This is a genomic window from Actinomadura pelletieri DSM 43383 (genome assembly GCF_003634705.1).
Lineage (GTDB): Bacteria > Actinomycetota > Actinomycetes > Streptosporangiales > Streptosporangiaceae > Spirillospora > Spirillospora pelletieri.
On sequence record NZ_RBWU01000004.1, the window covers coordinates 1 to 25,452 of the forward strand.

Consider the following 25,452-nt stretch of genomic DNA (forward strand, 5'->3'; position numbering starts at 1 on the left):
GACCACGTCGAAGCCCATGTCGGCGATCGCGGGCAGGCGTTTCATCGCGGTGCGGAAGGTCCCCGAGATCGGTCCGCGGCGGCCGAGGGGGTCGAGGATGGCGCCTTCGGAGCGGGGGAAGAACTCGTACCACGCTCCGTACAGGGCGCGTTGGCGGTGCACGACCAGGGGGTACCAGTCGCTGACGGTCAACAACTCCCGCAACGGATGACGCTCCAACACGTCCAGCACCTCGGGGTTCTCGGCCGCCGCGAGGCGTTCCAACGCGTCCTCGCGATCGTCGGTGAGAAGACGGGCGAGCCGGTTGAGGACGCGCCGGTCCGTACCGCGCACCTCCCGCCCGGCACGCCGAAAGAGCAGTGATCCTTCGGTGAGCATGAGGTCGACGTCCTGACCGCGCGGCACCTTGATCTGGGCGTCGTGCCACCAGTGCGCGATCGGATCACCCCACGCCTCCACCCGAAACGACCACGACCCCATCTCCGTCGGCGTCACCTGCGCGGCCCACCGGTCGGTCCCCGGAGCCACCTCCCGCATCCGCCGCCCCGGCAACTCCTCACTCTCGGGCGTGCGCAACACCACCGCCGCGCCCAACCGCTCGTGCCCCTCACGGAACACCGTCGCCGACACCTCGACCGTCTCACCCACCACCGCCTTGGCAGGCCACCGACCACACCCCACCACCGGCGCGACATCAATAATCGGAATGCGACCGAGCTCCGCCTCCAGCTTCACCTGCATGTGCCCGCTCCCGCTCGTCGGCGACGGACCCGCCTCCGGCGCGAGGCACGGGTCCCAGGCATCCATGCCCCGTCCGCGCCGCCGCGTGATCAGCGCCGTCACAAGATCACGCAAAGAGATCATCTGCGGGTGGCGCGTCGTTCAGCGGTGCGCGGCGGCCGCGAGCGCCTCGCGCGCGGTCGCCACGTCCGGCGCGATGGCGACCCGGCGCTGCAGTCCCGCCACGTCCGACACCTGGCGGACGATGCCGCGCGACGGCAGCACCACCCACATCGGCACGCCGAGTTCGGTGGCCCGCATCTGCGAACGCGTGATCACGTTCAGCCCGTTGGAGTCGCAGAAGGTGCACCCGGTGAGGTCGAGGATGAGGGCCGGTGTCCCGGAGTCGAGCAGGCGGACGGCCTGGTCGAGGATCGCGTCGCCGTTGCTCAGGTCGACCTCTTCGGGGAACGACAGCGTTCCGCAGGTCTCCGTGATCTCCACCCGCGCCACTCCGAGATCCATGGTTCGCCCCAAAATCGTGTCCCTCACCTGGATGACAATCGGGGGGTACCTCACTGCGACTGTAAGCTCCAGACCTGGACGGAACCTGCAAGAAAGGGTCAAGTTCCGGACGGTGATCGCCCATATCCCCGACGATCCCGTTCATCGTGGATTCATCCCGGTTTGCCGCTTCTGGAGGCCCGCATGCCCGCCCCGCTGAGCCTGGCCGCCGTCCAGCCGCCCTGCGTTCCGGGCCATGTCGAGGCGAACGTGGCCGCGCATGTCGAGACGATCCGTGCCGCCCAGGCCAGGGTGGTCGTGTTCCCCGAACTCTCCATCAGCGGATACCAGCTGGACGCCGAGGCGGTCGAGCCCTCCGACCCGCGCCTGTCGCCCCTGGTCGGCGCCTGTGCCGAGGCGGGCACCGTCGCCCTGGTGGGCGCCCCGGTCGGCGCGCACATCGCGATGCTCCGCGTCGACGGGGACGGCCTCACCGTCGCCTACCGCAAGATGTGGCTCAGCGGCAGGGAGGCCGAACGGTTCGAGCCCGGCCCGGGACCCGCCGTCGTCACCGTCGACGGCTGGCGCTTCGGCCTGGCCATCTGCAAGGACACCGGCGTCCCGCGACACCTCGCCGACACCGCGGCCCTCGGCATCGACGTCTACCTCGCCGGGGTGTGCGACACCGATCCGGCCGTCCCGGAGGAACGCGCCCACCGCGCCGCGACCGGCCACGGCGTCTGGGCGGCCTTCGCCGGTTTCGCGGGCCGGGCGGGCGACGGGTACGACCCGGCCGCCGGCCACTCCAGCATCCGGACCCCGGACGGGCTCGTCGTCGCCCGGGCGGGACCCGAACCCGGCGACCTCGCCCGGGCCACCCTGGTCTGACCGCACCCCGATATGACCGCATCGTCCCCCTTTGTTAATGCGTCCTGGACGCGGCTGCTAGGTTCGCGACCACGACGGGCGTTGGAACGGGGACGAGGACGGGGATAAGGGCGGGGGAGGCGGCGTGAACACGGACCCGGTCGTCATCGACGGCGGTGATCGCTCCTGTGTACGGCTGCTGCTGGAGTTGCGCGGTCATATCGCCGGGCTCGCCCCGGGCACGGTCGTCCATCTGATCGCCTCCGACCCGGTGGCGCCCATCGACCTGCCCGCCTGGTGCCATCTGACCGGTCACGTCTATCTCGGCCCCGTTCCCGGCGCCGAGCCCCCCACCTACGCCCTCCGGGTGGCGGCCGACGCCAATCCCACGTCCGCGGAGTCGCCCTGGCGTCCGCGCTGACCGTGCCCCGGTTCTGACACCCCCGCGTGCGAAGCTGGGCGGGTGAGCGCTGAGGAGGAACGGGACGGGGTCCGGCTGACGAACCTCGACCAGCCGCTGTTCGACGGGGCGGACGCGACCAAACGCGATCTGGTCGACTACCTGGACGCCGTCTCCGGACGCATCATCCCCCAACTCGCCGGGCGCCCGCTGTCGGTCAAGCGGGTGCTGCGCGGCCAGAAGCCGTTCATGCAGAAGAACGTGCCGAAGTACACGCCGCCGTGGGTGCGGACGGTGGCGGTGTGGGCGGAGACGTCCCGGCGCGAGGTCTCCTACGCGCTGTGCGACGACCGCCGCACGCTGCTGTGGTTCGCGAACCAGCGCGCCGTCGAGTACCACCCGCCTCTCGTCCGCGCGGACGCCGCGGACCGGCCGACCCATCTCGTCATCGACCTCGACCCGCCCGAGTCGGGGGAGTTCGACGCCGTCGTCCGCGCCGCCCGTCTCGTGCGCGGCGCGTTGGACGACTCCAGGCTGCGCGGCGCGGTCAAGACCAGCGGCGCGAAGGGCGTCCACGTGTTCGTGCCGGTGGAGGGGCATGGCGCCGCGGACGTCGCCGCCGCGACCAGGGCGCTCGCCGCCCGTGCCGAGCGCCTCGATCCCGCGCTCGCCACCACGGCGTTCATCCGGGAGGACCGCGCCGGGAAGGTGTTCCTCGACTCGACCCGCGCCGCCGGCGCCACCGTCGTCGCCGCCTACAGCCCCCGCATCCGGCCGGGCACGCCGGTCTCGTTCCCCGTTCCCTGGGACGGGCTGGACGGCGTCGCGCCGGGCGACTTCACCGTCCGGACCGCCGTCCGGCTGCTGGGCGACCGTGACCCGTGGGCGGAGCTGATGCCGCCGCCGCAGCGGCTCCCCGACGACCTGGTCGCCGAGGGGCACACCATCCCGATCGCCCGGGTCGCGGCCATGCACGAGGGCAAACGCCGGGCCCGCGCCCGCCGCAACGAGTGAACCCCGCGCGCCCCGTCCCCCTGGAAGGAGCGATGAGTTTCCCGGACGCGTGTGGTCTGCCCTACTGAGCGACCACACAGGGGGGATATCTCATGGATACCAAGCGTCTGACCACGTGCCTGTGGTTCGACGGGCAGGCCGAGGAGGCGGCGAACCACTACGTCTCCATCTTCAAGGACTCCAGGCTCGGCGACGTCCACCGCGTCGGCGAGGGCGGACCGGGCGAGCCCGGCACCGTGCTGACCGCCGAGTTCGAGATCAAGGGTCAGCAGTTCGTCGCCCTCAACGGCGGGCCCGAGTTCACGTTCAACGAGTCCGTCTCGTTCCAGGTCCACTGCGCCGACCAGGACGAGGTGGACTACTACTGGGACCGGCTCACCGAGGGCGGCGAGGAATCCATGTGCGGCTGGCTGAAGGACAGGTTCGGCGTGTCGTGGCAGGTCATTCCGACCGTGCTGTACGAGCTGATCGGCGACCCCGACCCCGAGAAGGCGGCGCGCGCGACGAAGGCGATGCTCGCCACCCGGGGCAAGCTCGACATCGCCGAACTTCGCAGGGCCCACGCGGGCGCCTGACACCCGGACGCGAAGTCCGTCCACGAGCCCCCGTGACCGCCGCGGGGGCTCAGGCGTTCAACTCGCCCGCGCCGAGCAGGCCGAACAGGAGCAGCCCGATCGCGACCCGGTAGATCACGAAGGACGTGAAGCTGTGCCGGGACACGAACCGCAGCAGCCAGGCGATGGACGCGTACGCGACGACGAACGACACGACGGCGCCGACCACCAGCGGCAGCGGGTCGGCTCCCGAGCCCAGCGCGCTGGGCAGCTCGTAGATCCCGGCGCCGGTCAGCGCGGGAATGCCCATGAAGAACGACAGCCGTGTCGCGGCGACCCGGTCCAGGCCGAGCAGCAGCCCGGTGGACATCGTCGCGCCGGACCGGGAGAAGCCGGGGAACAGCATGGCGAGGATCTGCGAGGAGCCGATCAGCATGGCGTCGGTGAGGGACGTGTCGTCCTCGCCGCGCTTGTGCTTGCCGTACCGGTCGGCGAGCCACATCACGACGCTGCCGCCGAGCAGCGACCCGGCGACCACCCACAGCGACGCGAGCGGGCCGTGGATCAGGTCGTCCGCGGCGACGCCGACGGCGACGACGGGCAGCGTGGCGAAGATGACCCACCAGCCGAACTTGTAGTCGTGGTGGTACCGCTCGGACGGCTTGGCGATGCCGCGCCCCCACGCCTTCACGATGCGGACGATGTCGGCGAAGAAGTACACCAGGACCGCCGCGATCGCCCCGGCCTGGATGACGGCGGTGAACCCGACCACCGCGTCGTCCTCCACCGGGATGCCCATCAGGCCCTCGGCGATCTTGAGATGGCCGGTCGAGGACACCGGCAGGAACTCGGTCAGGCCCTCCACGATGCCGAGGACGATGGCCTGCCCGACGTTGATCACGCTCAATGATCCGGTTTCCTCTCCCGACCTGCGGCTGTTCGCGGTGAGCCTACTAAGCGGCGCCGTGCACACTGCCGGATGAGCGAGAGAGCTTCACCGATCGTTAACCCGACCGATGATAACCGGACGTTCCCGGCCGTCCAGGAGGGTCGGACGGGGCCCGGACGCCCCGGTGACGGAAGGTTCCGAAAAAAGTCCGGCGGACGTGTCGATCCTCGGCGGGACCCGTTCGACCTAGGGGTGAAAGGCTCCGAAGGAGGGGCCCGAACGAACCAGGGAGACGGAAGATCATGAAGTACATGCTGATCATGCGCGCCACCGACGAGGCCTTCGCGGGTGCGGAGGACTTCGACTTCAACGAGATGCTGGAGACCGTCGGGAAGTTCAACGAGGAGATGATCCAGGCCGGGGTGCTGCTGGCCGCGGAGGGCTTGGCCGACGCGTCCGAGGGCGTGGTCGTCGACTACTCCGTCGAGCCGCCGGTGGTCACCGACGGTCCGTACGGGGAGACGAAGGAGCTGTTCGGCGGGTTCTACATCCTCAACGTCGCGTCGAAGGAGGAGGCCGTCGAGTGGGCCAAGCGGGCGCCGATGGCCGGCCCCGGCTTCAAGACCGAGATCCGCCGGGTCACCACGATCGACGAGTTCCCGCAGGACAACGAGTGGATCAAGAAGGAGCGGGAGTGGCGTGAGGCCACCGGCCAGCTCTGAGCGGAGCGGGGGGATGACCGACCCGACGGGCCGTGAGGCCGTCGCCGCCGTCTGGCGGATCGAGTCCGCCCGGATCGTCGGCGCGCTCGCCCGGTACACCGGCGACTTCGCGATGGCCGAGGACCTCGCCCAGGAGGCCCTGGCCGAGGCGCTGGTGACCTGGCCACGCGACGGTGTGCCCCGCAGCCCCGCGGGATGGCTGCTCACCGTCGGCCGCCGCCGCGCGATCGACGCGTTCCGCAGGCGTTCCGCCCTCGACGACAGGTACGCCGCCCTCGCCCACGACCTGGGCGAGGGCGGCGTCGCCGCCGGGAGTGCCCCGGCCGACCCGGCGCGCGAGGCCGACGACGTCCTGTGGGACCCGGACCAGATCGACGACGACGTGCTGGCGTTGATGTTCATCGCCTGCCACCCCGTCCTGTCGCGGGAGTCGCGGGTGGCGCTGACGCTGCGCGTCGTCGGCGGTCTGACCAGCGACGAGATCGCCAAGGCGGTGCTGGTGCCGACCGCCACCGTCCAGGCCCGCATCACCCGCGCGAAGAAGACCCTCGCCGCGGCGCGGATCGCGTTCGAGGCGCCGCCCGCGCGGGAGCGGGCCGAGCGGCTCGGTTCGGTGCTCAGCGTGATCTACCTGATCTTCACCGAGGGGTCGTCGGCGACGTCCGGTGACGCGCTGATCCGGCACGACCTCGCGGGGGAGGCGCAGCGCCTGGCCCGGGTGCTGAGCCGTCTCGTCCCGGACGAACCCGAGGCGTACGGCCTGCTGGCGCTGCTGGAGTTGACCGCGGCGCGCTTCCCGGCCCGCACCGGCCCGGACGGCGAACCCGTCCTGCTGGAGCAGCAGGACCGGCGCCGCTGGGACCGCGCCGCGATCCGCCGGGGACGGGCCGCCCTCGCCCGCGCCGAGCGGGTCGGACGGGGGCTCGGCTACTACGGCCTGCAGGCCGCGATCGCCGAATGCCATGCCGTCGCGCCGTCCGTCGAGGCGACGAACTGGGAGCGCGTCATCGTGCTCTACGAGGCGCTCGGACGGCTCGCGCCGTCCCCGGTCGTCGACCTCAACCGGGCCGTCGCGGTCTCCATGGCGCACGGACCGGCCAGGGCGCTGCCGATCGTCGACGGGCTGGTCGCCGCCAAGGCGCTGCCCCGGTCGCACCTGCTGCCGACCGTCCGCGGGGAGCTGCTCGTCCGCCTCGGACGCGCGGACGAGGCACGCCCCGAACTGGAGCGGGCCCTGCGACTGTGCGGCAACGAAGCGGAGCGGACCGTGCTGCGACGCAAGATCGCCGACCTGGGGTGACCCGAGGGGTGTCGGGCCGGCGCCGTTTCCGGGCACGGACGGGTCATGGAGCCGCTGCTGACCTTCGGACACGGCACCGCCGGGCGTGCGGAGCTGACCCGCCTCCTGCACGGCGCCGGCGTGCGGTCCGTGGTGGACGTGCGCACCGCGCCCGGAAGCCGCCGGAACCCCGACGTGCACCGCGACGCCCTGCGGGAATGGCTGCCGGCGGCGGACGTCGGCTACCGGTGGGAGCGACGGCTCGGCGGATTCCGCCGGGCCGCGCCCGACTCGCCCGACACCTTCTGGCGCAACGCGTCCTTCCGCGGCTACGCGGGACACACCTGGGACCCCGACTTCGTGGCCGCGATGGACGAACTCCTGCGCGAGTCCGACCTGACCCGCACGGCGGTGATGTGCAGCGAGTCGGTGTGGTGGCGTTGCCACCGGCGGCTCGTCGCCGACTTCGCCGTGCTCGCGCGCGGGCGGACCGTCCTGCACCTCGCCCACGACGGTCGCCTCACCGAGCATCCGCCCACGTCCGGGGCGCGCGTCCGGCCGGACGGGCTGCTCGTCTACGACGGCGACTGACCGACGACCGACCGAGGACCGGCCGACGACCGACCGAGGACCGGCACGTCCGGGGCGGTTGGTTTGCCGGGCGCGGCCGGGGGTACCCGGCGTGCGTCGGTGGGGGAGGGCGGGGCAGTGGGCATTCCGGGGGCGACCCTGGTCAGAACGGCATGGAACGTCCCGGCCCGGACAGTGGGCGGGGTCTCCTCCGCCGTGTCCTCCGCCGTGGGGGCGGTCACGGCCCTGGCCGCCGGAGAGCGCGGGCGGCGCGTCTGGGCACACGACGGCCGCGCGCACATCCGGGTGGACGGCCTCACCGGCGACGGCCCCCGGCACCGGCGGTACGTCGAGGCGTTGACCGGCGCGCTGCGCGGGATCGACGGCGTGAACTGGGCGGAGGTCAACGCCGTCACCGGGCACGTCCTGGTGGCCTACGCGGAGCGGGACGTCGACCTGGACTCCCTGGTCGAGGCCGTCGAGGACGTTGAGGAGGCGCACCGGGACGGGCGGTCCGACGCGCACGCGCGGCAGCCCGACGACGAGCTGGCCCGGGCGGCGGCCGTCTCCGCGCTCGCCGCCGACGTGGCCGGGACGGTCGGGGCCCTGATCGCCAGGCTGTTGGCCCTGCCCCCGGTGCCGAGTCCGGTGCTCGCCGCGGTCGCGATGGCGGACGCGCTGCCATGGCCGCGGACGGCCCTGGAGCGGCGGCTGGGCCTGCTCCGCGCCGACGCGCTGCTCGGCGTCGCCAACGCCGCCGTCCACGGCGCCGGGCACGGGGTCGCCCCGCTGGCCGCCGACGCCGCGCACCGCGTCTTCCAGCTCTACGAGATCGGCGCCCGCCGGGCGGCGTGGCGGCGCCGCGAGCCGCGGCTGGCGGTCCCGGGACGGCAGCCGCAGGTGTGCGGCACCCCCGCCGAGCGGCCGTGCCCGTTGCCGGACGGTCCGGTGGAGAGGGCCGTCAACCGCACCGCGCTCGGGCATCTGCTGGGCGGCGCCGGGGTCCTCGCCGGGACGCGCGACGCGTCCGTCGCCGCCGACCTGCTGCTGGCGACCGTGGCGAAGGCGGCCCGGCACGGCCGGGACGCGTTCGCCTCGGTGCTGGCCCACGACCTCGCGGGACGTGACACGGTCGTGCTGCGCCCGGCGGCGCTGCGCCGCCTGGACAGGGTCAGCGCGGTCGTCATCGACTCCGGGGTGCTGTGCGACGGGGAGCTGCGGCTGCTGTCCGCGGTCGCCACCGGCGACGATCCCGACGACGCGGGCGTGTGGCGCGCGGCCGGCGCCGTCCTGGCGGGCCGCGACCCCGCGGACCTGGCCGGGCCCGGTCCATGGACGAGCGGCGGACCCGGCGAACGGGAGGGCCCGCGATGGCGGCTGGCGCCCGCGCCGGACGCGCCGTCCGACGGCCCCGTCGACCCGCGGGGCCGCACGCTCGACCTGGTGGACGACCACGGCGACCTCCATGGCGAGGTTCGGGGTCGTGTCCGGGTGGGCCGTTCGCTCGACCCGCTGGCCGAGGCGCTGCTCGCGGCGGCGCACCACGCCGCCGACGTGGTCGTCCTCACCGAGCACGCCAGTACCCGGGAGCTGGTCGCCTGGGGAGACGACTCCCCGGTGCCGGTCGATCGGCTCGCGGCGTCGGTGCGGGCACTGCAACGCGACGGCCATGTGGTGCTGGCCATCGCGTCCGGGCAGGACCGGGCGCTCGACGCGGCCGACGTCGGGGTCTGCGTGCTGCGTGACGGCGAGCCCGCCGACTGGCGCGCCGACCTGGTGTGCGGGCCGGGGCTCGCGGAGGCGTGGCGGTTGTTGACGGCGATCCGGCCCGCGCGGCGCGCGAGCGAACGGGCCGCGGAACTGTCGCTGAGCGCGTCGGTGCTGGGCGCGCTGCTCATGGCGGGACGGCGCCCCCGCGGCCACTGGCCGTCGCGCCGGACGGTCCCGTCCTGGCACGACCTGCCGCCGGTGCACGCGGCGGCCCTGGCGGCGATGCTGACCAACGCGGTCAGCGCCCGGCGGCTCGCGCACCGGCCACCGCCCCCGCCCGTCGTCCGCGACGCCTGGCAGGCGCTCACCGCCGAGGAGGCGTTCCGGCGGCTGTACCGGTCCACGTCCGAGGAGCCCGCGGCCGGGACCGGCGGCTCGCGGGTCGCCGTGCCGCGGCTCGGCAGGATCGGCCGGCCGGCGGGCGTGGGCATGCGGCTGACCGCCGCGGTGCGGCAGGAACTCGACGACCCGCTGACGCCGGTGCTCGCGCTCGGCGCCGCCGCCTCCGCCGTGGTCGGCTCCAGCGTCGACGCGCTGCTCGTCACCGGCGTGATGGCGGGCAACGCCCTCATCGGCGGCGCGCAGCGCATGCGCGCGGAGAAGGCCCTCGGGGAACTGCTCCTCGGCCAGCAGATCCAGACCCGTCGCCTGCGCCCCGGCGCCGCCACGCCCCCGCGGCCGGACGTGCCGGAGGCCGAGGCGTTCGCGCACCTGCGGTCCGCCGCCACCGAGCCTGTCACCGCCGCCCGGCTACGGGTCGGGGACGTGATCGTCCTGCGTTCGGAGGACGTCGTCCCGGCCGACGCCCGGCTGCTGTGGGCCGGGTCGCTGGAGGTGGACGAGTCCACGCTCACCGGCGAGTCCGCGCCCGTCGAGAAGGACGTCGAACCGTCACCGGGCGCCGACCCCGCCGACCGGCGCTGCATGATCTACGAGGGCACCACGGTCGTCGCGGGCGGCGCGGTCGCCCTGGTCGTCGCCACCGCCGAGGCCACCGAGACGGGCCGGGCCGCCGCGCTCGCCGGGGCCGCGGACGCCTCGTCCAGCATGCACACCCGGCTGGCGGAACTCACCCGCCGGTCCCTTCCCGCGACCGTGCTCGGCGGCGCGGCCGTCACCGCGCTCGGCATGGTGCGCGGTCTGCCGCCGCGCCGGGCCCTCGGCTCGGGCGTCGCGGTCGCCGTCGCCGCCGTCCCCGAGGGCCTGCCGCTCGTCGCCACCGTCGCGCAGCTCGCGGCGGCCCGGCGGCTGTCCCGCCTCGGCGTGCTCGTCCGCACCGCCCGCGCGCTCGAGGCGCTCGGCCGGGTCGACACCCTCTGCTTCGACAAGACCGGCACGCTCACCGAGGGCAGGCTCCGCGTGGTCCGCGCGACGGGCCCGGCCGGTGCGCCGCCGCTCACGGGCGCCGGCGGGGAGCGCGTCCTGCGGGTCGCCGCGCGGGCGTGCCCGCCGCCGCACGGCCGGCAGGTCCCGCACGCCACCGACCGGGCCGTGCTCGACCGCGCCGCCGACCTTCCGCCCGACGCCCGCTGGTCGCTAACCGAGGAACTGCCCTTCGAGACGACCCGCGGTTTCTCCGCGTCGCTCGGCCGGGACGGCGACCGGACGGTCCTCGCCGTCAAGGGCGCTCCCGAGGTGCTCCTCGACCGCTGCTCCCGGGTCCGCTCCGCCCGGACCCGCGGGCCCCGGCGCTCCACCGGACGCGCCGAGCCGCTCACCGCCGCCCGCCGCCGCGCCACGACCGCGACCTACCGGCGGCTGGCCGCGCGGGGGTTGCGCGTCCTCGCCATCGCCGAACGGGCCGTCCCCGACCCCGCGGCGGCGCGCGGCCGGCTCGCCGACCATGTCGAGGACCTCACGCTGCTCGGCTTCGTCGGCATCGCCGACACGCCGCGTCCCACCGCGCGGGAGGCGGTGCGGCGGCTCGGCGACGCCGGGGTGCGGACCACGATGATCACCGGTGACCATCCGGCCACGGCCGCCGCCGTCGCCGCCGACCTGGCCATCCCCGGCGCCGACCGTGTCGTCACCGGGGAGGAGCTCGACGCCATGTCCGCGGCCGAACGGCTCCGCGCCGTCCAGGACGCCGCCGTCTTCGCCCGCGTCTCCCCGGCGCAGAAGGTCCGTATCGTGAAGGACCTGCGCCGGGCGGGCCGGGTGGTCGCGATGACCGGTGACGGCGCCAACGACGCCGCCGCCATCCGCCGCGCCGACGTCGGCATCGCCGTCGCCGGACTCGGCTCGGACGCGGCCCGCGACGCGGCCGACCTCGTCCTCACCGCGCCCGACACCGCGCTCATCCTCGACGCGCTCCGCGAGGGCCGCGCGCTGTGGCGCAGCGTCCGCGACGCGGCCGCGATCCTTGTCGGCGGCAACGCGGGCGAGGTGTCGTTCACCGTCCTCGGCACCGCCCTCAGCGGGGAGGCACCGCTCAGCACCCGGCAACTGCTCGTGGTGAACATGCTCACCGACATGCTTCCGGCGCTCGCCGTCGCCATCACCCCCGCCGCTCCGGGACCGGGCCCTACGGCGCCGCCCGACGGCGGGCCCGTCCCCGGCCTCACCGGCCAGGACGACGGGGACATGCGCCGCGCGCTGGCCGTGCGCGGCACCGCCACCGCCGTCGCGGCGCTGCTGTCGTGGCAGGCGGGCCGGCTGACCGGCCTGGTCCCCGGCGGCGGTCGCCGCGCCTCGACCATGGGCCTCGCGGCCCTCGTCGGCGCCCAGCTCGGGCAGACCCTCATCGCCCGCTGGCGCAGCCCGCTCGTCCTCGCCACCTGCGCGGTCTCCGCGGGCGCCCTGTTCGTGTTGGTGGAGACGCCCGGCGTCAGCCGGTTCTTCGGCTGCGTCCCGCTCGGCCCCGGCGGCTGGACGGTCGTCGCGGTGATCGCGGTGGCCTCGACCCTGGGAGCCGCCGTGGCCCCCCGGTTCCTCCCGTCCGCCGAACCTCGTTGAACACGCGTTCCACCTGCGGCCCACCACATTTTCGAGGATCACCGCACACCGAATGTGAAAGCTGAAAAATCGGAACTTCACAGCGGTCCACGCGGTGGGTAGGTTGTCATTCGGTACCGACCGCTCCCCTTCGGCTGCGCGGCCTCAATCGATCTTCCGGCCCATTGAGAAAGACGCGCACAACGCTCCCAGGTGCCGCCCGCCCCCGGTGGCCGGGAAAATTCATCCGTCATTTGAGAACCGCACGTCGCGGGGACGGCGATCGGAGCCCATTACTCGTTCGGGGGGTGTGACTTAGGAGTGAGAATGCCCCGCACAATGCGCACGTTGGCTCCCGCCGCGGCCCTCGCGGTCGCGGCCGTGCTCGCCGCTCCCGTCTCTTCGGCGACCCAGGCCTCGGTGGCCTCCACCACCGCCGATCCCGCGTTCGACTTCACCAAGCCGAACATCGTCGCGTCCAACCTCACCGTTCCGTGGGGCCTGGCGTACCTGCCCGACGGCAGCGCGCTCGTGTCCGAGCGGACGACGTCCCGGATCCTGCAGCTGCGGCCCGGCTCGCAGCCGACCGAGGTCGCCCGTCTCTCCGGCGTCACGCCGACCGGTGAGGGCGGGCTGCTGGGCCTGGCCGTCTCGCCGAACTACGAGGAGGACGGCTACGTCTACGCCTACTACACCGCGGCCTCCGACAACCGGATCGTCCGGTTTAAGCTCGCGGCCTCACCCCAGCAGGAAGTGATCTTCTCCGGCATCCCGAAGAACTCCTTCCACGACGGCGGCCGCATCCACTTCGGCCCCGACGGGATGCTCTACGCCGGAACCGGCGACGCCGGCCGGACCGCCAACTCCCAGGACTGGAACAGCCCCGGCGGGAAGATCCTGCGGATGACGCCGACCGGCGCCCCGGCCCCCGGCAACCCCCGCGCGAACTCGGTCGTCTACACCCTCGGACACCGCAACGTGCAGGGCCTCGCCTGGGGCGGCGGCCACATGTACAACGCCGAACTCGGCAACAACGCCTGGGACGAGATCAACCACATCGTGGCCGGCGACAACTACGGCTGGCCCACCCATGAGGGCACGGGCGGCGCGCCGACCTACCACGACCCCATCGCCGTCTGGCGCACGCGGGAGGCGTCGCCGAGCGGCGCCGCCGTCGCGGGCGACACCCTGTACGCCGCCGCGCTGGGCGGTCGCCGCCTCTGGACGGTCCCGCTCGACGGCAAGGGCGGAACGTCCGGGCAGCCCACCGCCGTGCTGCAGGGCACGTACGGGCGGCTGCGCACCGTGGAGGTCGGCCCGGACGGTTGGCTCTGGGTGACGACGAGCAACCGCGACGGCCGTGGCAGCCCCAACCAGGCCGACGACCGTGTGATCCGCTTCCCGAGGAAGGCTCGCTGACGTGAACCGACCCGGTCGTCCGCCCAACCGGCGGGCGACCGGGTCCGCGGTCGGCGGGGCACCGGTGTTCGGTCCGGCACCTCTCGGGTACGCCAGCCGGTAGGGCAGCAGTGTCAGCGGCTCGTGCCCGCCGTTCGGCCGCCGGGGGATGGTGAGACATGGGAACGTTCTTCAACCGCAACGGACCCGAGGACGACGTACCGTTGGACGCTGCGGTGGCCTGGTCACGCGCCGAGGGCGGAGAGCCCAATCCCGCCTATCCCGACCAGCACTGCACGACCGGAACCACACCCAGTACGACGTTCGTGGGACGGATCGCCGGGGACGACGTCGGGCACTGGGAGGAGAGCGGCGCGGAACGGCGTGCGGCGGCCGCGCGGCGGGAGTCGTCCGCTTCCTGACGGCCCCGCCTTCTCACCTCTGCGACGCCGGTCGACCGGATCGAACGTCCCGGGCGGCGGCCGGCCGGGCGATGGTGACGGACATGTCGAGCCGGAGCGGCCTCTCGTCGACGACGACGAACCCGGCCTCGTCGAGGAGGCGCCGGTACTGTTCCCGGGAGCGTTCTCGTCCGCCGACGTTGTTCACCAGCATGTGGAGGTCCCACAGGCTCGACACGGAGGGGTCGGACGGATCGTCGGGAAGCGGCCGTTCGATGATCAGAAGCGTGCTGTCGGTGGTCGCCGCGCCGTGCACGGCGCGCAGGATCGCGAGGCAGGTCGGGTCGTCCCAGTCGTGCAGGATCCGGGCGACGATGTACACGTCCGACCCGGTGGGCAGATCCCGGGCGTCGGTGAAGGAACCGGGCACCAGCGTGCACCGGTCCAGATGGCCGCGGGCGGCGAGGTTGTCCCTCGCCGCGCCGATGACCTCCGGCCGTTCCAGCAGCGCGCCTTTCAGGTTCGGGTAGGTGTCGCACAGGTGCGCGAGCAACCCGCCGTCCCCGCCACCGATGTCGGCGACGGTACGGACGTCGGAGAGGTCGACGACCGTGGCGACGTCCGAGAAGAACACCGACCCTTCGGCCATCGCCCGCGTGAAGAGGCGCCGTTGCCGGGGATGATCCCTGAGGTACTCGAAGGGCGGCTGACCGTACACGACGGTGAAGGGCTGGACGTCGTCCTTGATCCCCTCCGGCAGCGCGCAGAAACTGCGGTAGAGCAGGTCCCCGTACAGCAGCGCGAGATGACGCATCGAGTTCGGGGCCCGGTCGGCCAGCCCGCGGCCCAGGTCGGTCAGCGCGAACGCCTCCCCGACGGGGGCGAGCGCCCCGACCCAGGGATGGCACAGCGCGCGCAGCAGCCGGTTCATCCGGTCGGCGTCGACACCGGTCAGCTCACCCAGCTCCGTGCAGGTCAAGGGGCCTTCGATGAGGTGGTCGGCGAGTTCCAGTTCGGCCATGACGCGCAGCGCCTGGGTGCCCCAGGCACCGGTGAGCCGCCGTAACAGCCGCCGCTCGGCCTCGTCGCCGGACAGGTGCCGCAGCAGCACGTCGGTGTGGCGGCCCGCGGCGATGACCTCCAGGCGGCGCGGCCAGCCCAGCCGGGTCCGTCCGTCCGCGTGGAAGCGCAGCACGGTGACACCGTCCTCGCCCGGTACCGGGTCGTACCCGCCGCCGTCGGGGCGCGGCCCGCCCGGACGGCAGAGGGCGGACCGCAGATCCTCCAGACGGCCGGGATCGGTGAGCCGCACCGCCACATGGTTCTCGTGCCGTCCACGGCGCTCCTCGCGGAGGGCGGGGAGGTCCAGCCCGTCGTCCGGGCCGACGCAGAGCACCTCGACGGTTCGCGCGTCGCCGGGAAGCCGGGCGTGAATGCTCCGCACATTCAGGAAACCGGACTTCAACCGCTCTTCCTGGACGCGATATCGGCCCGCGAGCCGATCGCGTACCACGCTTCCGGGGAAGGGACTGAGCGGGTGGAGTCCGCGTTCCCGGAGGAATGCCCGCACGGTCGCGAGATCCGCCGGGAAGACGAGACAACCGGCATGGTCGACGACGCAGTCGGTGGTGACGGCCTCGATCATCTCGGTGGGGGCGTCGGGCGGCAGAACGTCGGTCACGGTGTCGATGTCGCCGGTCGAGCGCAGATAGTCGTGGACTTCTCGGATTCGCAGCTCATCGTCGTCGTCCATGCGCGCCTTGGGGGCGAGTGCGCTGTCCGACCTGCTTTTCATGCGCCACTCCATGTTCGAACAATTCGGTGACAGCCCCCGGGCGCACAGTATCAGCATGAAGCCGCTTTTGGACGTCCCGAATACATCGTTGCTGATCATCGCCATGGTGTTTCTTTCGCCCGCTCGGCGCGCGCGGAAAAGCACCGGTCGTCCCCCTGCGGGCTCGTCGAATGGCGCATACCGCCGAGGTCGTCCCGGGGCGAGGGGCACGTGCCAGCTCACCCGCCCCGGATCTTGATTCCGGGACGCCAGCCGAGCATGCGGGAGACCCCGAGACCGGCGGCGATCAGCGAGGGAAGCGCCGCCTGGTGGTGCACCGAACCCGTGCGCACCACCACGGACAACGCCGCCACGACGCGTCCGTCCGCGTCCATGATGCGCGTCGCGATCGAGTCGGCGCCGACGGTGAGTTCACCGCGCACGGTGGCGTAGCCCGTGCGGCGGCACTCGGCCAGCTCGCTTCTGAGGACGGCCGGGTCGGTGAGCGTGTGGGGCGTGTAGCGCTTCAGCCCGCCGGACAGGACCCTGTCGACGAGGTCGGAGCCGCCGTGGGCCAGCACGACCTTCCCCACGCCGGAGCAGTGCAGGGGAAGCCGCCCGCCGACCTGGGACAGCAGGTCCTGAGCCTGCGGGGCGGACAGCCGCTCGATGATCACGGCCTCCGAGCCGTCGAGGACCGCGAGCTGCACATGCTGGTGGAGCGCCGTGTAGAGGTCCTCCATGAACGGCTGCGCCTTGGTGCGCAGCGACTCGGTGAGGGGCGCGAGGGTGCCGAGCCGCCACAGCCGCAGACCGATCGTGAAGCGGCCGTCGTGCTGCCGGGTCAGCGCGCCGACGTCGGTGAGCTCCATGGCGAGCCGGCGGACGGTCGCGTGCGGCAGGCCCGTCTTGCGCACCAGATCGGCGAGGCTGAGCCTGCTCTGGTCGGGCTCGAAGGCGAACAGCACCTCCAGGAGCCGGGAGCTGACGCTCCTGCCGGGCTCACTGGTCCGAGGCATCCCGCGCACTCCTTCCGTCGACACGCATCGTAGCCCGCGAATGTTCATAGGATGGTCAACCTCGCGCCTTCCCGCCGGTCGGACGGGCAGCATGTGCCCGTCAGCCATGGAGAACCACCGACGGGAGCCGAAGGCGGACATGCTCGGGTCGAACGTCGAGAACCCCAGAATCGCGATCATCGGTGGTGGGATCGGTGGTCTCGCGACCGCCGCGTTCCTGCGCCGCGCGGGTCTGCGCGGCACGGTGTACGAGCAGGCGCCGGTGCTGACGGAGATCGGCGCCGGGCTCGTGGTGGCGCCCAACGCGGCCCGCCTCCTGCGCCGGCTCGGCGTCCTGGAACGGCTGCTGCGCGGTGCCGTCCGGCTGGACGTCGGATGGGAGTTCCGGCGCTGGGAGGACGGCGCGATCCTGTCCGCCGAGGACCTCGCGGCGAACTGCGAGCGGCTCTACGGCGAGCACACGTACACGGTGCACCGCGCCGACCTCCTGGACGCCATCGGGAGCGCCGTCCCGGAGGGCGCCGTCCGGCTCGGCAAACGCTGCGTCGGACTCGACGAACGCCCGGCCGGGCCGGTGCGGTTGCGTTTCGACGACGGCGAGCAGGTCGACGCGGACATCGTCATCGGGGCGGACGGCGTCCATTCGGTGGTCCGCGGCACGATCACCGAGCCGCGGCCCGCCGCGTTCTCCGGCCTGTGCGCGTTCCGTGCCCTGGTACCCGCCGAACGCGCGCCGGCGCCGTCCCGGCGGCGCGCGCAGACACTGTGGCTCGGGCCGGGCCGCCACCTGGTGCACTATCCCGTCTCCGCGGGCCGGTTCGTCAACCTCGTGGCCTTCGCCCCCGCGGGCGAGAGCTCCGTGGAGTCGTGGACGGCGCGGGCGACGGTCGAGGAGTTCCTCGCCGAGTTCGACGGATGGGACGGCAGGCTCGTCGACCTCGTCCGCGCCGCGCGGGCCCCGGGCCGGTGGGCGCTGCTGGACCGCGCGCCGTTGCCCCGGTGGAGCCGCGGGCCGGTGACGCTGCTGGGGGACGCCGCGCACCCCATGTTCCCGTTCTTCGCGCAGGGCGCCGCGCAGGCGATCGAGGACGCGGCGGTCCTGTCCCGCTGCCTCGCCGAGGACGTCGCCGACCCGCCCCGGGCCCTGCGCCGATACGAGGCCCTGCGCATTCCCCGCACGACCCGGTTGCAGGAGGTGAGCCACGCCCGGTCGGACGTCAACCACCTCCCCGACGGGCCTGACCAGCGTGCCCGCGACAGGTCCTTCACCACCGTCGACCCGCTGCTCGACAACGGCTGGATCTACGAGTACGACCCCGACCACCTCACTCGAACCGCCCATTGAATGAACACACTTATTACCTGAGGAGCGAAGAGATGAAGGTCTTCGACGTGCGCGGCATCACGGCGGGTGTCGACGCGGCGCTCGCCGTGGTCGACGATCCGCGGCACCGGCACATGTTGAAGAACTACCGCAGGCACGCGCTGCTGGAGGTGTCCGGCTACTGGGAGGACATCCTGATCCCGGCGATGATCGTCGATCACCCGGTGTACCGGCTCACCGAACGCGGAAGGACGCTCGTCTGCGAAGGTATGGACGAGGTCCGGCAGTTCTACTCGGACATCGTCGGGCAGGGCGCGAACGTCTTCGGGGCGCTGGAGGAGAAGGTCGCCGTCTCCGACCACGGCGTCTTCATCGAGGCCGTCTTCGCCCAGGTCGTCCGCGGAGACGACGCCGCGCTCGCCGGTGAGGACGTCCGCCCGGACGGCACGTACCAGGTCTCGCATCGGTTCGCCGCCACCTGGCCCTACCGCGCCGGCCGACTCGTCGGCGAGTTCATCTACGACGACACCGGCAGCTGGCGCGTCGACGAGGTGGACGCCTCCGCGCTCATGTCACCGGCGCAGGCGCGCGAGGCCCTGGAGCCCTACCTGAAACAGAGCCCTCTTTCGGAGATCGAGGACGGCCTCCGACTCTTCGAGGATTAGGCACCGACATGGCGGACGAGTACATCGACATTCACGCGCATTTCACGCCGCCGAGCACCGGGGAAGAGCGGGTCCGTGCCTGGCAGGCCATGCTGGCCAAGGGCATCTACTTTCCCGAACCTCACGAATGGTCGCTGGAACGCACCCTGGCCTACATGGACGCGTCCGGGACCGCCATGCAACTACTGAGCAACATCCCGAACGGCCTGTCGCGCCTTCGGGCGTCGAACGACTATGGCGCGGACCTGGTGACGCGTCACCCGTCGCGGTTCGGTCTTCTGGGGGCGCTGCCCACCGACGACCCTGGGGCGGCCGTCGCGGAGGCCGAGCGGGCATGGGAAAGCCTTGACGCCGACGGATTCGCCGTGACGACGCGGTACAACGGCGTCTTTCTGGGCGACGAATCCCTCGACCCATTGTGGAAGCGACTCGATGACTGGAACGCGGTGGTGTTCGTCCATCCCGACGCGCGCCTTCCGCCGACCCTCGACCATCCCGCACCCCTCTACGAGGTGGCTTTCGACACCGCCCGGACGGTCTTCGACATGGTCTTCCGGAGAACGTTCGCGCGTTTTCCGAACATCACGTTCGTCATCGCACACTGCGGGGGAGCGTTCCCCGCGTTGACCGGACGTCTCCGGCTCCTGGGAAACGAATCCTGGGTGCCTCAGGGCGTGACCGCCCGGGACGTCGACGAGCAGACGTCCTCGCTCTATGTCGACACGGCGGCGACCGCGTTCGCGTCCTCCCTTCTCCCGGCGATCGCGACGGTCGGAGCCGACCACATCGTCTATGGAAGCGACTGGGGCGCACCCTGCACCACCGAGTCGTCCGCCGAATCGAACCGTTCGAGCCTGCTGCGATGCGGCGCGTTGTCCCCCGAGGAAGCGGGCGACGTGCGAAGCCGGGCCCTGGAGTTGTTCCCGCGTGCGGCGCGGCGCATGGCGGCCGCCGGACGGCCCGCCCCCGAGATCGCCTGACATCGCCCTGATGAGGGCCGGGCCGCGCCAGCGAGCACCAAGGGAGGGCCCGAGGTGAGCGGCGAAGCCGCCCTCTCCTGACGTCGGAACTGAGAAGGCCCGCCCGGCGCGAAGGCGCCGGGCGGGCCGTTTCGTACGAGCCGGTGTCAGCTGTTCTGCGGGAACCCGAGGTCGAGGCCGCGGGTCGCCGGGTCGGGCCAGCGGCTCGTGACGACCTTGCCCCGGGTGAAGAAGTGGACGCCCTCGGTGCCGTGCGCGTGGGTGTCGCCGAAAAGGGAGTTCTTCCACCCGCCGAAGCTGTAGTACGCCATCGGCACCGGGACGGGCACGTTGACTCCGACCATCCCCGCCTCGACCTCGTTCTGGAACCGCCGGGCCGCGCCGCCGTCCCTGGTGAAGACGCACGCGCCGTTGCCGTAGGGGTTGGCGTTGATGAGCGCCATCGCCTCGTCGTAGGTGCGGACCCGGACCACCGACAGCAGCGGCCCGAAGATCTCGTCGACATAGACCGTCATCTCGGGCGTGACATGGTCGAGCAGCGTGGGGCCGAGCCAGAAGCCGTCCGCGGCCCCGTCCGGTTCGACGTGCCGCCCGTCGAGGACGACCGTCGCCCCGTCCCGCTCCCCGGCGTCGATGTACCCGGCGACCCTGTCGCGGTGCTGCGCGGTCACCAGCGGGCCCATGTCGCAGGAACGCGTGCCGTCACCGACCCGGATGGCCGCCGCCCGTTCGGCGATCCCGGGGACGAGCCGGTCGGCGACGTCGCCGACCGCGATCACGACGCTGACGGCCATGCACCGTTCACCGGCGGAGCCGAACCCGGCGCTCACCGCGGCGTCGGCGGTGACGTCGAGGTCCGCGTCGGGCAGGACGAGCATGTGGTTCTTCGCGCCGCCGAGCGCCTGCACGCGCTTACCGTGCGCGCTCGCCGTCGTGTAGACGTACCGGGCGACCGGGGTGGAGCCGACGAACGACACCGCCTTGACGTCGGGGTGCGTCAACAGTTCGTCGACCGCGGTCTTGCCGCCCTGCAGGACGGTGAACACGCCCGGCGGCAGCCCCGCCTCCGCCCACAGTTCCGCCAGCCAGACCGCGGCGGACGGGTCCTTCTCGCTGGGCTTCAGCACCACGGTGTTGCCCGCGGCGATCGCGACAGGGAAGAACCACAGGGGCACCATCGCGGGGAAGTTGAACGGCGAGATGATCGCCACCGGTCCGAGCGGCTGGCGGATCGAGCAGACATCGACGTTGGTGGAGGCGTTCTCCGTCATCGCGCCCTTGAGCAGGTGCGGCATGCCGCAGGCGAACTCGACCACCTCCTGCCCCCGGCTGATCTCGCCGAGCGCGTCGGCGAGCGTCTTGCCGTGCTCGGCGGTGATCAGTTTCGCCAGTTCGGGCTTGCGCCGGTCCAGCAGTTCACGGAACCGGAAGACGATCTGCGTGCGCCGGGTGAGGGAGAGGTCCCGCCAGGCCGGGAACGCCGCCCTCGCCGACGCGATCGCGGTGCGCGCGTCGGCGGCGTCCGCCATCGAGACCCGTCCGGTGACGCGGCCCGTCGCCGGGTCGGTCACGGGCGCGGTGTTCCCGCTGGAGCCGACGAGTTCCTTGCCGTCGATCCAGTGCCGGATCTCCCGCACATCGTTGAGGTCGGTGGTCACGCGGTTTCCTCCGTCCCGCCGAGAAGGTCGCCGAGGAGGCCGGTCAGTTCGGTCACGGCGGCGTCCGCGGCCGGGGACAGGCCGGGCATGCCGAAGAACGGGTGGATCAGCCCCGGATAGACGCGCAGGGCGGTGGGCACCCCGGCCTCCAGGAGCCGCGCGGCGTGGACGATCCCGTCGTCGCGCAGCGGGTCGAACCCCGCCACCCCGACCACCGCCGGGGCCACCCCGCCCGGGTCGGTCGCCAGGGCGGGGGAGACGCGTGGGTCCAGGGCGCGGGCCTCGTCGTCCCCGACGTAGTGCCATCGGATGACGGCGAGATCGTCCCGGGTCAGGAAGTGGCCCTCGGCGTTCTCGTCGACGGACGGGTACCGGGCCGCGAAGTTCGTCACCGGGCAGGCGAGCAGCTGACCCGCCACCGGAACGCCGGCGTCGCGGGCCCACAGCGCCGTGACGGCCGCCAGGTTCGCGCCCGAGCTCTCCCCGGCGAGGCCGATCCGCGCCGGGTCGCCGCCGAGGTCGCCGATGGAGTCGACCGTCCAGCGCAGCGCGGCCGCCGCGTCCTCGACCGCCGCAGGGAACGGGTGTTCGGGGACGAGCCGGTAGTCCACGGACACCACCCAGGCGCCGAGGTCGTGCGCGAGCCGCCGCGCGACGTCCTGCATGAGATGGGCGCTGCCCATGATGAAGCCGCCGGGGTGGAAGTAGAGCACGGTGGGCGCCGGGCCGTCGGCGAGAGGCCGGACGACCTTGAGGCGCAGCCCGTCGACGACGATGTCGTCGACGCTCTTCACCGGGGCGAACCCCGCGGGATCCCAGGTGCTCTCGATCGCGTTCCGCATGCGTTCGCGCATCTCGTCGGGCGCCCCGGAGAAGCCGGGCGGGGCGCCGGCGGAGCGGAGGGCGGACAGGAATCCGGCGACGTCGGGGTCGAGCGTCATGGTGACCTTTCGGGGAGTGTGCGGGGACGTGGTGGACGTGCGGACATGCGGTCAGCCGCCGAGGAGGCGGCGATGGGAGGCCAGCGCGAGGTCCCGGGCGCGGTCGATCGCGGCGGGTCCGTCGCCGACGAGCGCACCGGCCCGCTTGCGGACGACACCGTCGACCAGGACGGTGTCGACGTTGCCCGGATGCGCGGCGCAGACCAGCGCGGCGACCGGATCGGTGACCGGGAACAGGTTCGGGTCGGTCGCGCGGACCAGGACGACGTCGGCGCGCTTCCCGACGGTCAGGCTCCCGATCCGGTCACCGAGCCCGAGCGTGTCGGCGCCGCCCTGGGTCGCCATCGCGAAGACCTCGGCGACCCCGAACGGGTCGAGCCTGTCCGCGAAGCGGGTGCGTCCGTCGGCGAGCTGGCTGCGGTGGGCGGCGAGCCCCGCCCGCATCTGCGTGAACAGGTCGGCGGCGCCGACGGTCTCGGTGTCGGTGCTCAGCCCGGCCGTGATCCCGAACGCCCGCACGCGGTCGATCGGGGTGTGCCCGATCCCGGGCAGGGCCTGCTCGTGGTGCGGGGCGAGCGCGATCGACGCGCCGCTGTCGGCCATCATCGCGAACTCGTCGTCGCCGGACTCGCTGCAGTGCACGAACGTCAGGTCGGGGCCGAGCAGCCCGGCCCGGTTCAACTGGGCGATGGCGGCCATCGCGCCGAACTCGGGCCCGCACCCCATGTGGATGGACGTGCGTATCCCCAGGTCGCGGGCCATGGCGAGGTCGGCGCGGGTCGCGTCCATGGTGGACAGCTCCGGGCCGCGTCCCGCCAGGTGCAGCGTGACGAGGGCCTCGTCGTCGTCGAGCAGCTCGCGGCGGACGCGCCGGACGTCGTCGGTGTGCGGCCGGTCGCTGCCCGCGATCCACGCCGGCAGGTCGACCAGCGGCCAGCCGTGCCCGAACACCGCGCGGATCCCGCTGTCGCGCAGCGCGGCGATCGCCTGGTCGCTGTGCTCCGGCGAGTTCTGCACGTGCGACCAGTCCATGAGCGTGGTCGTGCCCGCGTCGAGGGCGGACAGGGCGCCGAGCAGGTTCCCGGCGTAGACGTCCTCGGGCCGGTAGAGCGATCCGAGCCGGCCGAACATCTCCCCGAAGTAGCTCGGCAGGTCCAGCTCGGCGCAGCGATGCCGGACCGCCGACTGCCAGGTGTGCTTGTGGGTGTCGACGAGCCCGGGAAAGACGATCATGTCGCGGGCGTCGATCGTGTCGGCGCCGTCACCGGGCAGGCCGGGCCCGACGCCGGTGATGAGACCGTCCTCGATCAGGACGTCGCAGCCGGTGAGCGTGCCGAGCGCCGGGTCGCCGGTGACGACCCGACCGTTCGCGATCAGGATGCGCCGTGGCGCGCGGTCGGTCATGGTCACTCCTCGTGTCAGGCGTGTTCGGGCTGCCGGTGGACGGCGTCCGCGCCCGTCTCCTGCCGGGTCGCCATCCGGAAGGCGGTGGCGACGTCCTCGTCGGTGGGCCGCGCCGCCCAGGCACGCGCCACATAGGCGTCGGGACGGATCAGCACCGCCGCCGCGCCCGCGAACCGCTGCGCCAGCGCGTCGGCGGGCGCCGTCACGGCGGTGACCAGGTCGGGCAGGCTCCGGCCGGTCGCCGTGCTTCCGGTCGCCGTGCTTCCGGCGGCCTCGGCCAGGACGAAACAGGCGTCCTCGGCGACCCGCGTGTACGTCGTCGCGGGCGCGGAGAGCGGGAAGTCGCTGACCCGGGTGCCGTCCGCGGCGTGCGGGTCGAGGGCGCGGTGGTAGGACGTGCCGAAGCCGCTCAGCCGGTCGCGGAGGACCGCGTTGACCTCGGGAATCGGGATGAGCTCCCGTTCCACGAAGTCCTTCAGGGCCAGCCCGGCGTGGGAGAAGTCGAAATGCAGCCCGCACTGCGCGGCGACATCGTCCATCAGGGCCTTCAGCACCGGGTGGCGCTCGTCGTGGTAGGTGTCGAGCAGCGCGTCGGGGGCACGGCCCGTCGCGGCCAGGGCGAGTTTCCAACCGAGGTTGAAGGCGTCCTGGATGCAGTAGTTCATCCCGATGCCGCTGGCCGGATAGTGGACGCGGGTCGCCTCCCCGGCGAGCAGCACCCGGCCCCGGCGGAACGCGGGCACCATGCGGTGCGCGTCGCCGTACCGGGACAGCCACCGCGCCGACGTCACCCCGAAGTCGTCCCCGAAGATCAGCCGGAGGGACTCCCGTACCTCGTCCATGGTGACCGGCTCGTGCTTGGGAACGTTCCGACGGTGCTCCGCGACGATGATGAACCGGGTGATGCCCCGGCCGAAGGGGTAGGCGAGCACCCAGCCGTGCTCGTTGCGTTTCATCTGCATGGACGCCTGCCAGGGGAAGGGCAGGTCGGCGTCCACGGCCACCGCGGTCATCCGCGTCGCGTGGCCCTCGAACGGGATGCCGGCCGTCTCGCGGACGAGGCTGCGCGCGCCGTCGGCGCCCACCAGGTAGGGCGCGCCGAACTCCAACTCCCGGCCCGCGGCGTCGCGCGCGGTGACCGTGACGCCGGCCGCGGTCTGCGCGTGCCCGAGGTAGGTGATCCCGCGGCGCACGTCGGCGCCCTGTTCCGCGGCCCATTCCGCGAGCAGGTGCTCGGTGGTCATCTGCGGCAGGATCAGCGCGTACGGGAACTTGCTGTCGAGCAGGTCGTAGCGCAGCCCGATCAGCCCCGCATAGATGTAGCGCGGCACCTCGAAGTCCGGCCGCCAGAGTTCGGCCGCGGCGCGGAACCGGTCCATGAGGCCGCGGACGTCGAACAGCTCCAGCACACGCGGCTGGATCACTCCGGCCCGTGAGTGGGTGTCCTCCGTGCGGCGCTCCAACACGACGACCCGGGCCCCGGCGCGCGCGGCCTCGGCCGCGACGGTCAGACCGGCCGGACCACCACCGACGACGACGGCATCGGCGGATGTGGCGCTGTTCGACATAAGCTGCCTCCACTGGAACGACCGTTCAGCGGACAATCGTCCGCTCTACGGTCAAACGTGCTGTGGTTCAGAAGCATGGGTGGGCGGAACACGCCTG

22 protein-coding genes are annotated in these 25,452 nt (G+C 72.9%); 13 read left to right on the top strand and 9 right to left on the bottom strand.

The window, feature by feature from the left end:
• Positions 1-741: maltotransferase domain-containing protein (locus tag BZB76_RS17920; RefSeq protein ID WP_121436173.1), on the bottom strand; the 741-nt coding region annotated here is incomplete at its 3' end.
• Between the two features lie 141 nt (positions 742-882).
• Positions 883-1,245 carry an STAS domain-containing protein gene (locus BZB76_RS17925; protein ID WP_121435568.1) on the bottom strand — a complete coding sequence of 121 codons (363 nt, stop codon included), beginning with the start codon at positions 1,243-1,245 and terminating at the stop codon, positions 883-885.
• A 183-nt stretch (positions 1,246-1,428) separates the two neighbouring features.
• Here BZB76_RS17925 and BZB76_RS17930 point away from each other — a divergent pair, with 183 nt between their 5' ends.
• The 4 genes from BZB76_RS17930 to BZB76_RS17945 all read left to right on the top strand — a co-directional run bounded on the left by BZB76_RS17930 (position 1,429) and on the right by BZB76_RS17945 (position 4,080).
• The gene (locus tag BZB76_RS17930; RefSeq protein ID WP_121436174.1) at positions 1,429-2,112 is read left to right on the top strand and encodes a carbon-nitrogen hydrolase family protein; all 684 of its coding nucleotides are present in this window, start codon (positions 1,429-1,431) and stop codon (positions 2,110-2,112) included.
• Between the two features lie 124 nt (positions 2,113-2,236).
• Positions 2,237-2,512 (top strand): sulfurtransferase TusA family protein, encoded by a 276-nt coding sequence (locus BZB76_RS17935; protein ID WP_121435569.1) that lies wholly within the window; start codon positions 2,237-2,239, stop codon positions 2,510-2,512.
• Positions 2,513-2,554: 42 nt separating this feature from the next.
• Positions 2,555-3,505: a DNA polymerase domain-containing protein gene (locus BZB76_RS17940; protein ID WP_121435570.1), complete on the top strand. Its 951-nt coding sequence runs from the start codon at positions 2,555-2,557 to the stop codon at positions 3,503-3,505.
• A 92-nt stretch (positions 3,506-3,597) separates the two neighbouring features.
• On the top strand, positions 3,598-4,080 hold the full coding sequence (locus BZB76_RS17945; RefSeq protein WP_121435571.1) for a VOC family protein: 483 nt from the start codon (positions 3,598-3,600) through the stop codon (positions 4,078-4,080).
• A gap of 49 nt (positions 4,081-4,129) precedes the next feature.
• Here BZB76_RS17945 and BZB76_RS17950 read toward each other — a convergent pair whose 3' ends face one another.
• Positions 4,130-4,960: an undecaprenyl-diphosphate phosphatase gene (locus tag BZB76_RS17950; protein ID WP_246007100.1), complete on the bottom strand. Its 831-nt coding sequence runs from the start codon at positions 4,958-4,960 to the stop codon at positions 4,130-4,132.
• Between the two features lie 290 nt (positions 4,961-5,250).
• On the opposite strand from BZB76_RS17950, the gene BZB76_RS17955 reads away from it, so the two are divergent.
• From BZB76_RS17955 to BZB76_RS17980, 6 genes are all read left to right on the top strand, one after another.
• A complete protein-coding gene (locus BZB76_RS17955) occupies positions 5,251-5,670 on the top strand; it encodes a YciI family protein (RefSeq protein ID WP_121435573.1) in 420 nt (139 codons plus the stop codon).
• A 13-nt stretch (positions 5,671-5,683) separates the two neighbouring features.
• Positions 5,684-6,970 carry an RNA polymerase sigma factor gene (locus tag BZB76_RS17960; RefSeq protein WP_121435574.1) on the top strand — a complete coding sequence of 429 codons (1,287 nt, stop codon included), beginning with the start codon at positions 5,684-5,686 and terminating at the stop codon, positions 6,968-6,970.
• 45 nt (positions 6,971-7,015) lie between these two features.
• Positions 7,016-7,540, top strand: coding sequence for a DUF488 domain-containing protein (locus tag BZB76_RS17965; RefSeq protein WP_121435575.1), 525 nt, complete (start codon positions 7,016-7,018; stop codon positions 7,538-7,540).
• Between the two features lie 117 nt (positions 7,541-7,657).
• Complete coding sequence (locus BZB76_RS17970) at positions 7,658-12,244, top strand: cation-translocating P-type ATPase (protein ID WP_147449460.1); 4,587 nt, start codon at positions 7,658-7,660, stop codon at positions 12,242-12,244.
• A gap of 306 nt (positions 12,245-12,550) precedes the next feature.
• Positions 12,551-13,642 (top strand): PQQ-dependent sugar dehydrogenase, encoded by a 1,092-nt coding sequence (locus BZB76_RS17975; RefSeq protein ID WP_121435577.1) that lies wholly within the window; start codon positions 12,551-12,553, stop codon positions 13,640-13,642.
• 158 nt (positions 13,643-13,800) lie between these two features.
• Positions 13,801-14,043 carry a hypothetical protein gene (locus tag BZB76_RS17980; protein ID WP_121435578.1) on the top strand — a complete coding sequence of 81 codons (243 nt, stop codon included), beginning with the start codon at positions 13,801-13,803 and terminating at the stop codon, positions 14,041-14,043.
• Positions 14,044-14,056: 13 nt separating this feature from the next.
• On the opposite strand, the gene BZB76_RS17985 is transcribed toward BZB76_RS17980, so the two are convergent.
• Both BZB76_RS17985 and BZB76_RS17990 read right to left on the bottom strand, forming a co-directional pair.
• The gene (locus BZB76_RS17985) at positions 14,057-15,817 is read right to left on the bottom strand and encodes a methyltransferase (RefSeq protein WP_147449461.1); all 1,761 of its coding nucleotides are present in this window, start codon (positions 15,815-15,817) and stop codon (positions 14,057-14,059) included.
• Between the two features lie 218 nt (positions 15,818-16,035).
• Complete coding sequence (locus BZB76_RS17990; RefSeq protein ID WP_121435580.1) at positions 16,036-16,815, bottom strand: IclR family transcriptional regulator; 780 nt, start codon at positions 16,813-16,815, stop codon at positions 16,036-16,038.
• Between the two features lie 106 nt (positions 16,816-16,921).
• Between BZB76_RS17990 and BZB76_RS17995 the strand changes: the two genes are divergently transcribed.
• The 3 genes from BZB76_RS17995 to BZB76_RS18005 are packed head-to-tail and all read left to right on the top strand — an operon-like array spanning position 16,922 to position 19,784.
• A complete protein-coding gene (locus BZB76_RS17995) occupies positions 16,922-18,160 on the top strand; it encodes an FAD-dependent monooxygenase (RefSeq protein WP_246007032.1) in 1,239 nt (412 codons plus the stop codon).
• A 32-nt stretch (positions 18,161-18,192) separates the two neighbouring features.
• Positions 18,193-18,804, top strand: coding sequence for a hypothetical protein (locus tag BZB76_RS18000; RefSeq protein WP_121435581.1), 612 nt, complete (start codon positions 18,193-18,195; stop codon positions 18,802-18,804).
• 8 nt (positions 18,805-18,812) lie between these two features.
• The gene (locus BZB76_RS18005) at positions 18,813-19,784 is read left to right on the top strand and encodes an amidohydrolase family protein (RefSeq protein WP_121435582.1); all 972 of its coding nucleotides are present in this window, start codon (positions 18,813-18,815) and stop codon (positions 19,782-19,784) included.
• A gap of 146 nt (positions 19,785-19,930) precedes the next feature.
• Here the strand turns inward: BZB76_RS18005 and BZB76_RS18010 are convergent, their stop codons facing one another.
• From BZB76_RS18010 to BZB76_RS35320, 4 genes are read right to left on the bottom strand one after another with little or no spacing between them, the layout of a single operon-like run.
• Positions 19,931-21,442: a CoA-acylating methylmalonate-semialdehyde dehydrogenase gene (locus BZB76_RS18010; protein ID WP_420534792.1), complete on the bottom strand. Its 1,512-nt coding sequence runs from the start codon at positions 21,440-21,442 to the stop codon at positions 19,931-19,933.
• On the bottom strand, positions 21,439-22,383 hold the full coding sequence (locus BZB76_RS18015; RefSeq protein ID WP_121435583.1) for an alpha/beta hydrolase: 945 nt from the start codon (positions 22,381-22,383) through the stop codon (positions 21,439-21,441). Before BZB76_RS18015 ends, BZB76_RS18010 begins: the two co-directional genes overlap by 4 nt.
• Before the next feature lie 51 nt (positions 22,384-22,434).
• Complete coding sequence (locus tag BZB76_RS18020) at positions 22,435-23,787, bottom strand: amidohydrolase family protein (protein ID WP_121435584.1); 1,353 nt, start codon at positions 23,785-23,787, stop codon at positions 22,435-22,437.
• Between the two features lie 14 nt (positions 23,788-23,801).
• Complete coding sequence (locus BZB76_RS35320; protein ID WP_121435585.1) at positions 23,802-25,355, bottom strand: FAD-dependent oxidoreductase; 1,554 nt, start codon at positions 25,353-25,355, stop codon at positions 23,802-23,804.
• Positions 25,356-25,452: the final 97 nt, after the last annotated feature.

Coding starts and splice junctions, on each gene's coding strand:
- BZB76_RS17980 (WP_121435578.1), top strand. CDS start 13,801: ATGGGAACGTTCTTCAACCGCAACGGACCCGAGGACGACGTACCGTTG.
- BZB76_RS17985 (WP_147449461.1), bottom strand. CDS start 15,817: ATGAAAAGCAGGTCGGACAGCGCACTCGCCCCCAAGGCGCGCATGGAC.
- BZB76_RS18000 (WP_121435581.1), top strand. CDS start 18,193: ATGAAGGTCTTCGACGTGCGCGGCATCACGGCGGGTGTCGACGCGGCG.
- BZB76_RS17995 (WP_246007032.1), top strand. CDS start 16,922: ATGGAGAACCACCGACGGGAGCCGAAGGCGGACATGCTCGGGTCGAAC.
- BZB76_RS18020 (WP_121435584.1), bottom strand. CDS start 23,787: ATGACCGACCGCGCGCCACGGCGCATCCTGATCGCGAACGGTCGGGTC.
- BZB76_RS17945 (WP_121435571.1), top strand. CDS start 3,598: ATGGATACCAAGCGTCTGACCACGTGCCTGTGGTTCGACGGGCAGGCC.
- BZB76_RS18005 (WP_121435582.1), top strand. CDS start 18,813: ATGGCGGACGAGTACATCGACATTCACGCGCATTTCACGCCGCCGAGC.
- BZB76_RS17955 (WP_121435573.1), top strand. CDS start 5,251: ATGAAGTACATGCTGATCATGCGCGCCACCGACGAGGCCTTCGCGGGT.
- BZB76_RS18015 (WP_121435583.1), bottom strand. CDS start 22,383: ATGACGCTCGACCCCGACGTCGCCGGATTCCTGTCCGCCCTCCGCTCC.
- BZB76_RS17975 (WP_121435577.1), top strand. CDS start 12,551: ATGCCCCGCACAATGCGCACGTTGGCTCCCGCCGCGGCCCTCGCGGTC.
- BZB76_RS17960 (WP_121435574.1), top strand. CDS start 5,684: ATGACCGACCCGACGGGCCGTGAGGCCGTCGCCGCCGTCTGGCGGATC.
- BZB76_RS17925 (WP_121435568.1), bottom strand. CDS start 1,245: ATGGATCTCGGAGTGGCGCGGGTGGAGATCACGGAGACCTGCGGAACG.
- BZB76_RS17930 (WP_121436174.1), top strand. CDS start 1,429: ATGCCCGCCCCGCTGAGCCTGGCCGCCGTCCAGCCGCCCTGCGTTCCG.
- BZB76_RS17990 (WP_121435580.1), bottom strand. CDS start 16,815: ATGCCTCGGACCAGTGAGCCCGGCAGGAGCGTCAGCTCCCGGCTCCTG.
- BZB76_RS35320 (WP_121435585.1), bottom strand. CDS start 25,355: ATGTCGAACAGCGCCACATCCGCCGATGCCGTCGTCGTCGGTGGTGGT.
- BZB76_RS17965 (WP_121435575.1), top strand. CDS start 7,016: ATGGAGCCGCTGCTGACCTTCGGACACGGCACCGCCGGGCGTGCGGAG.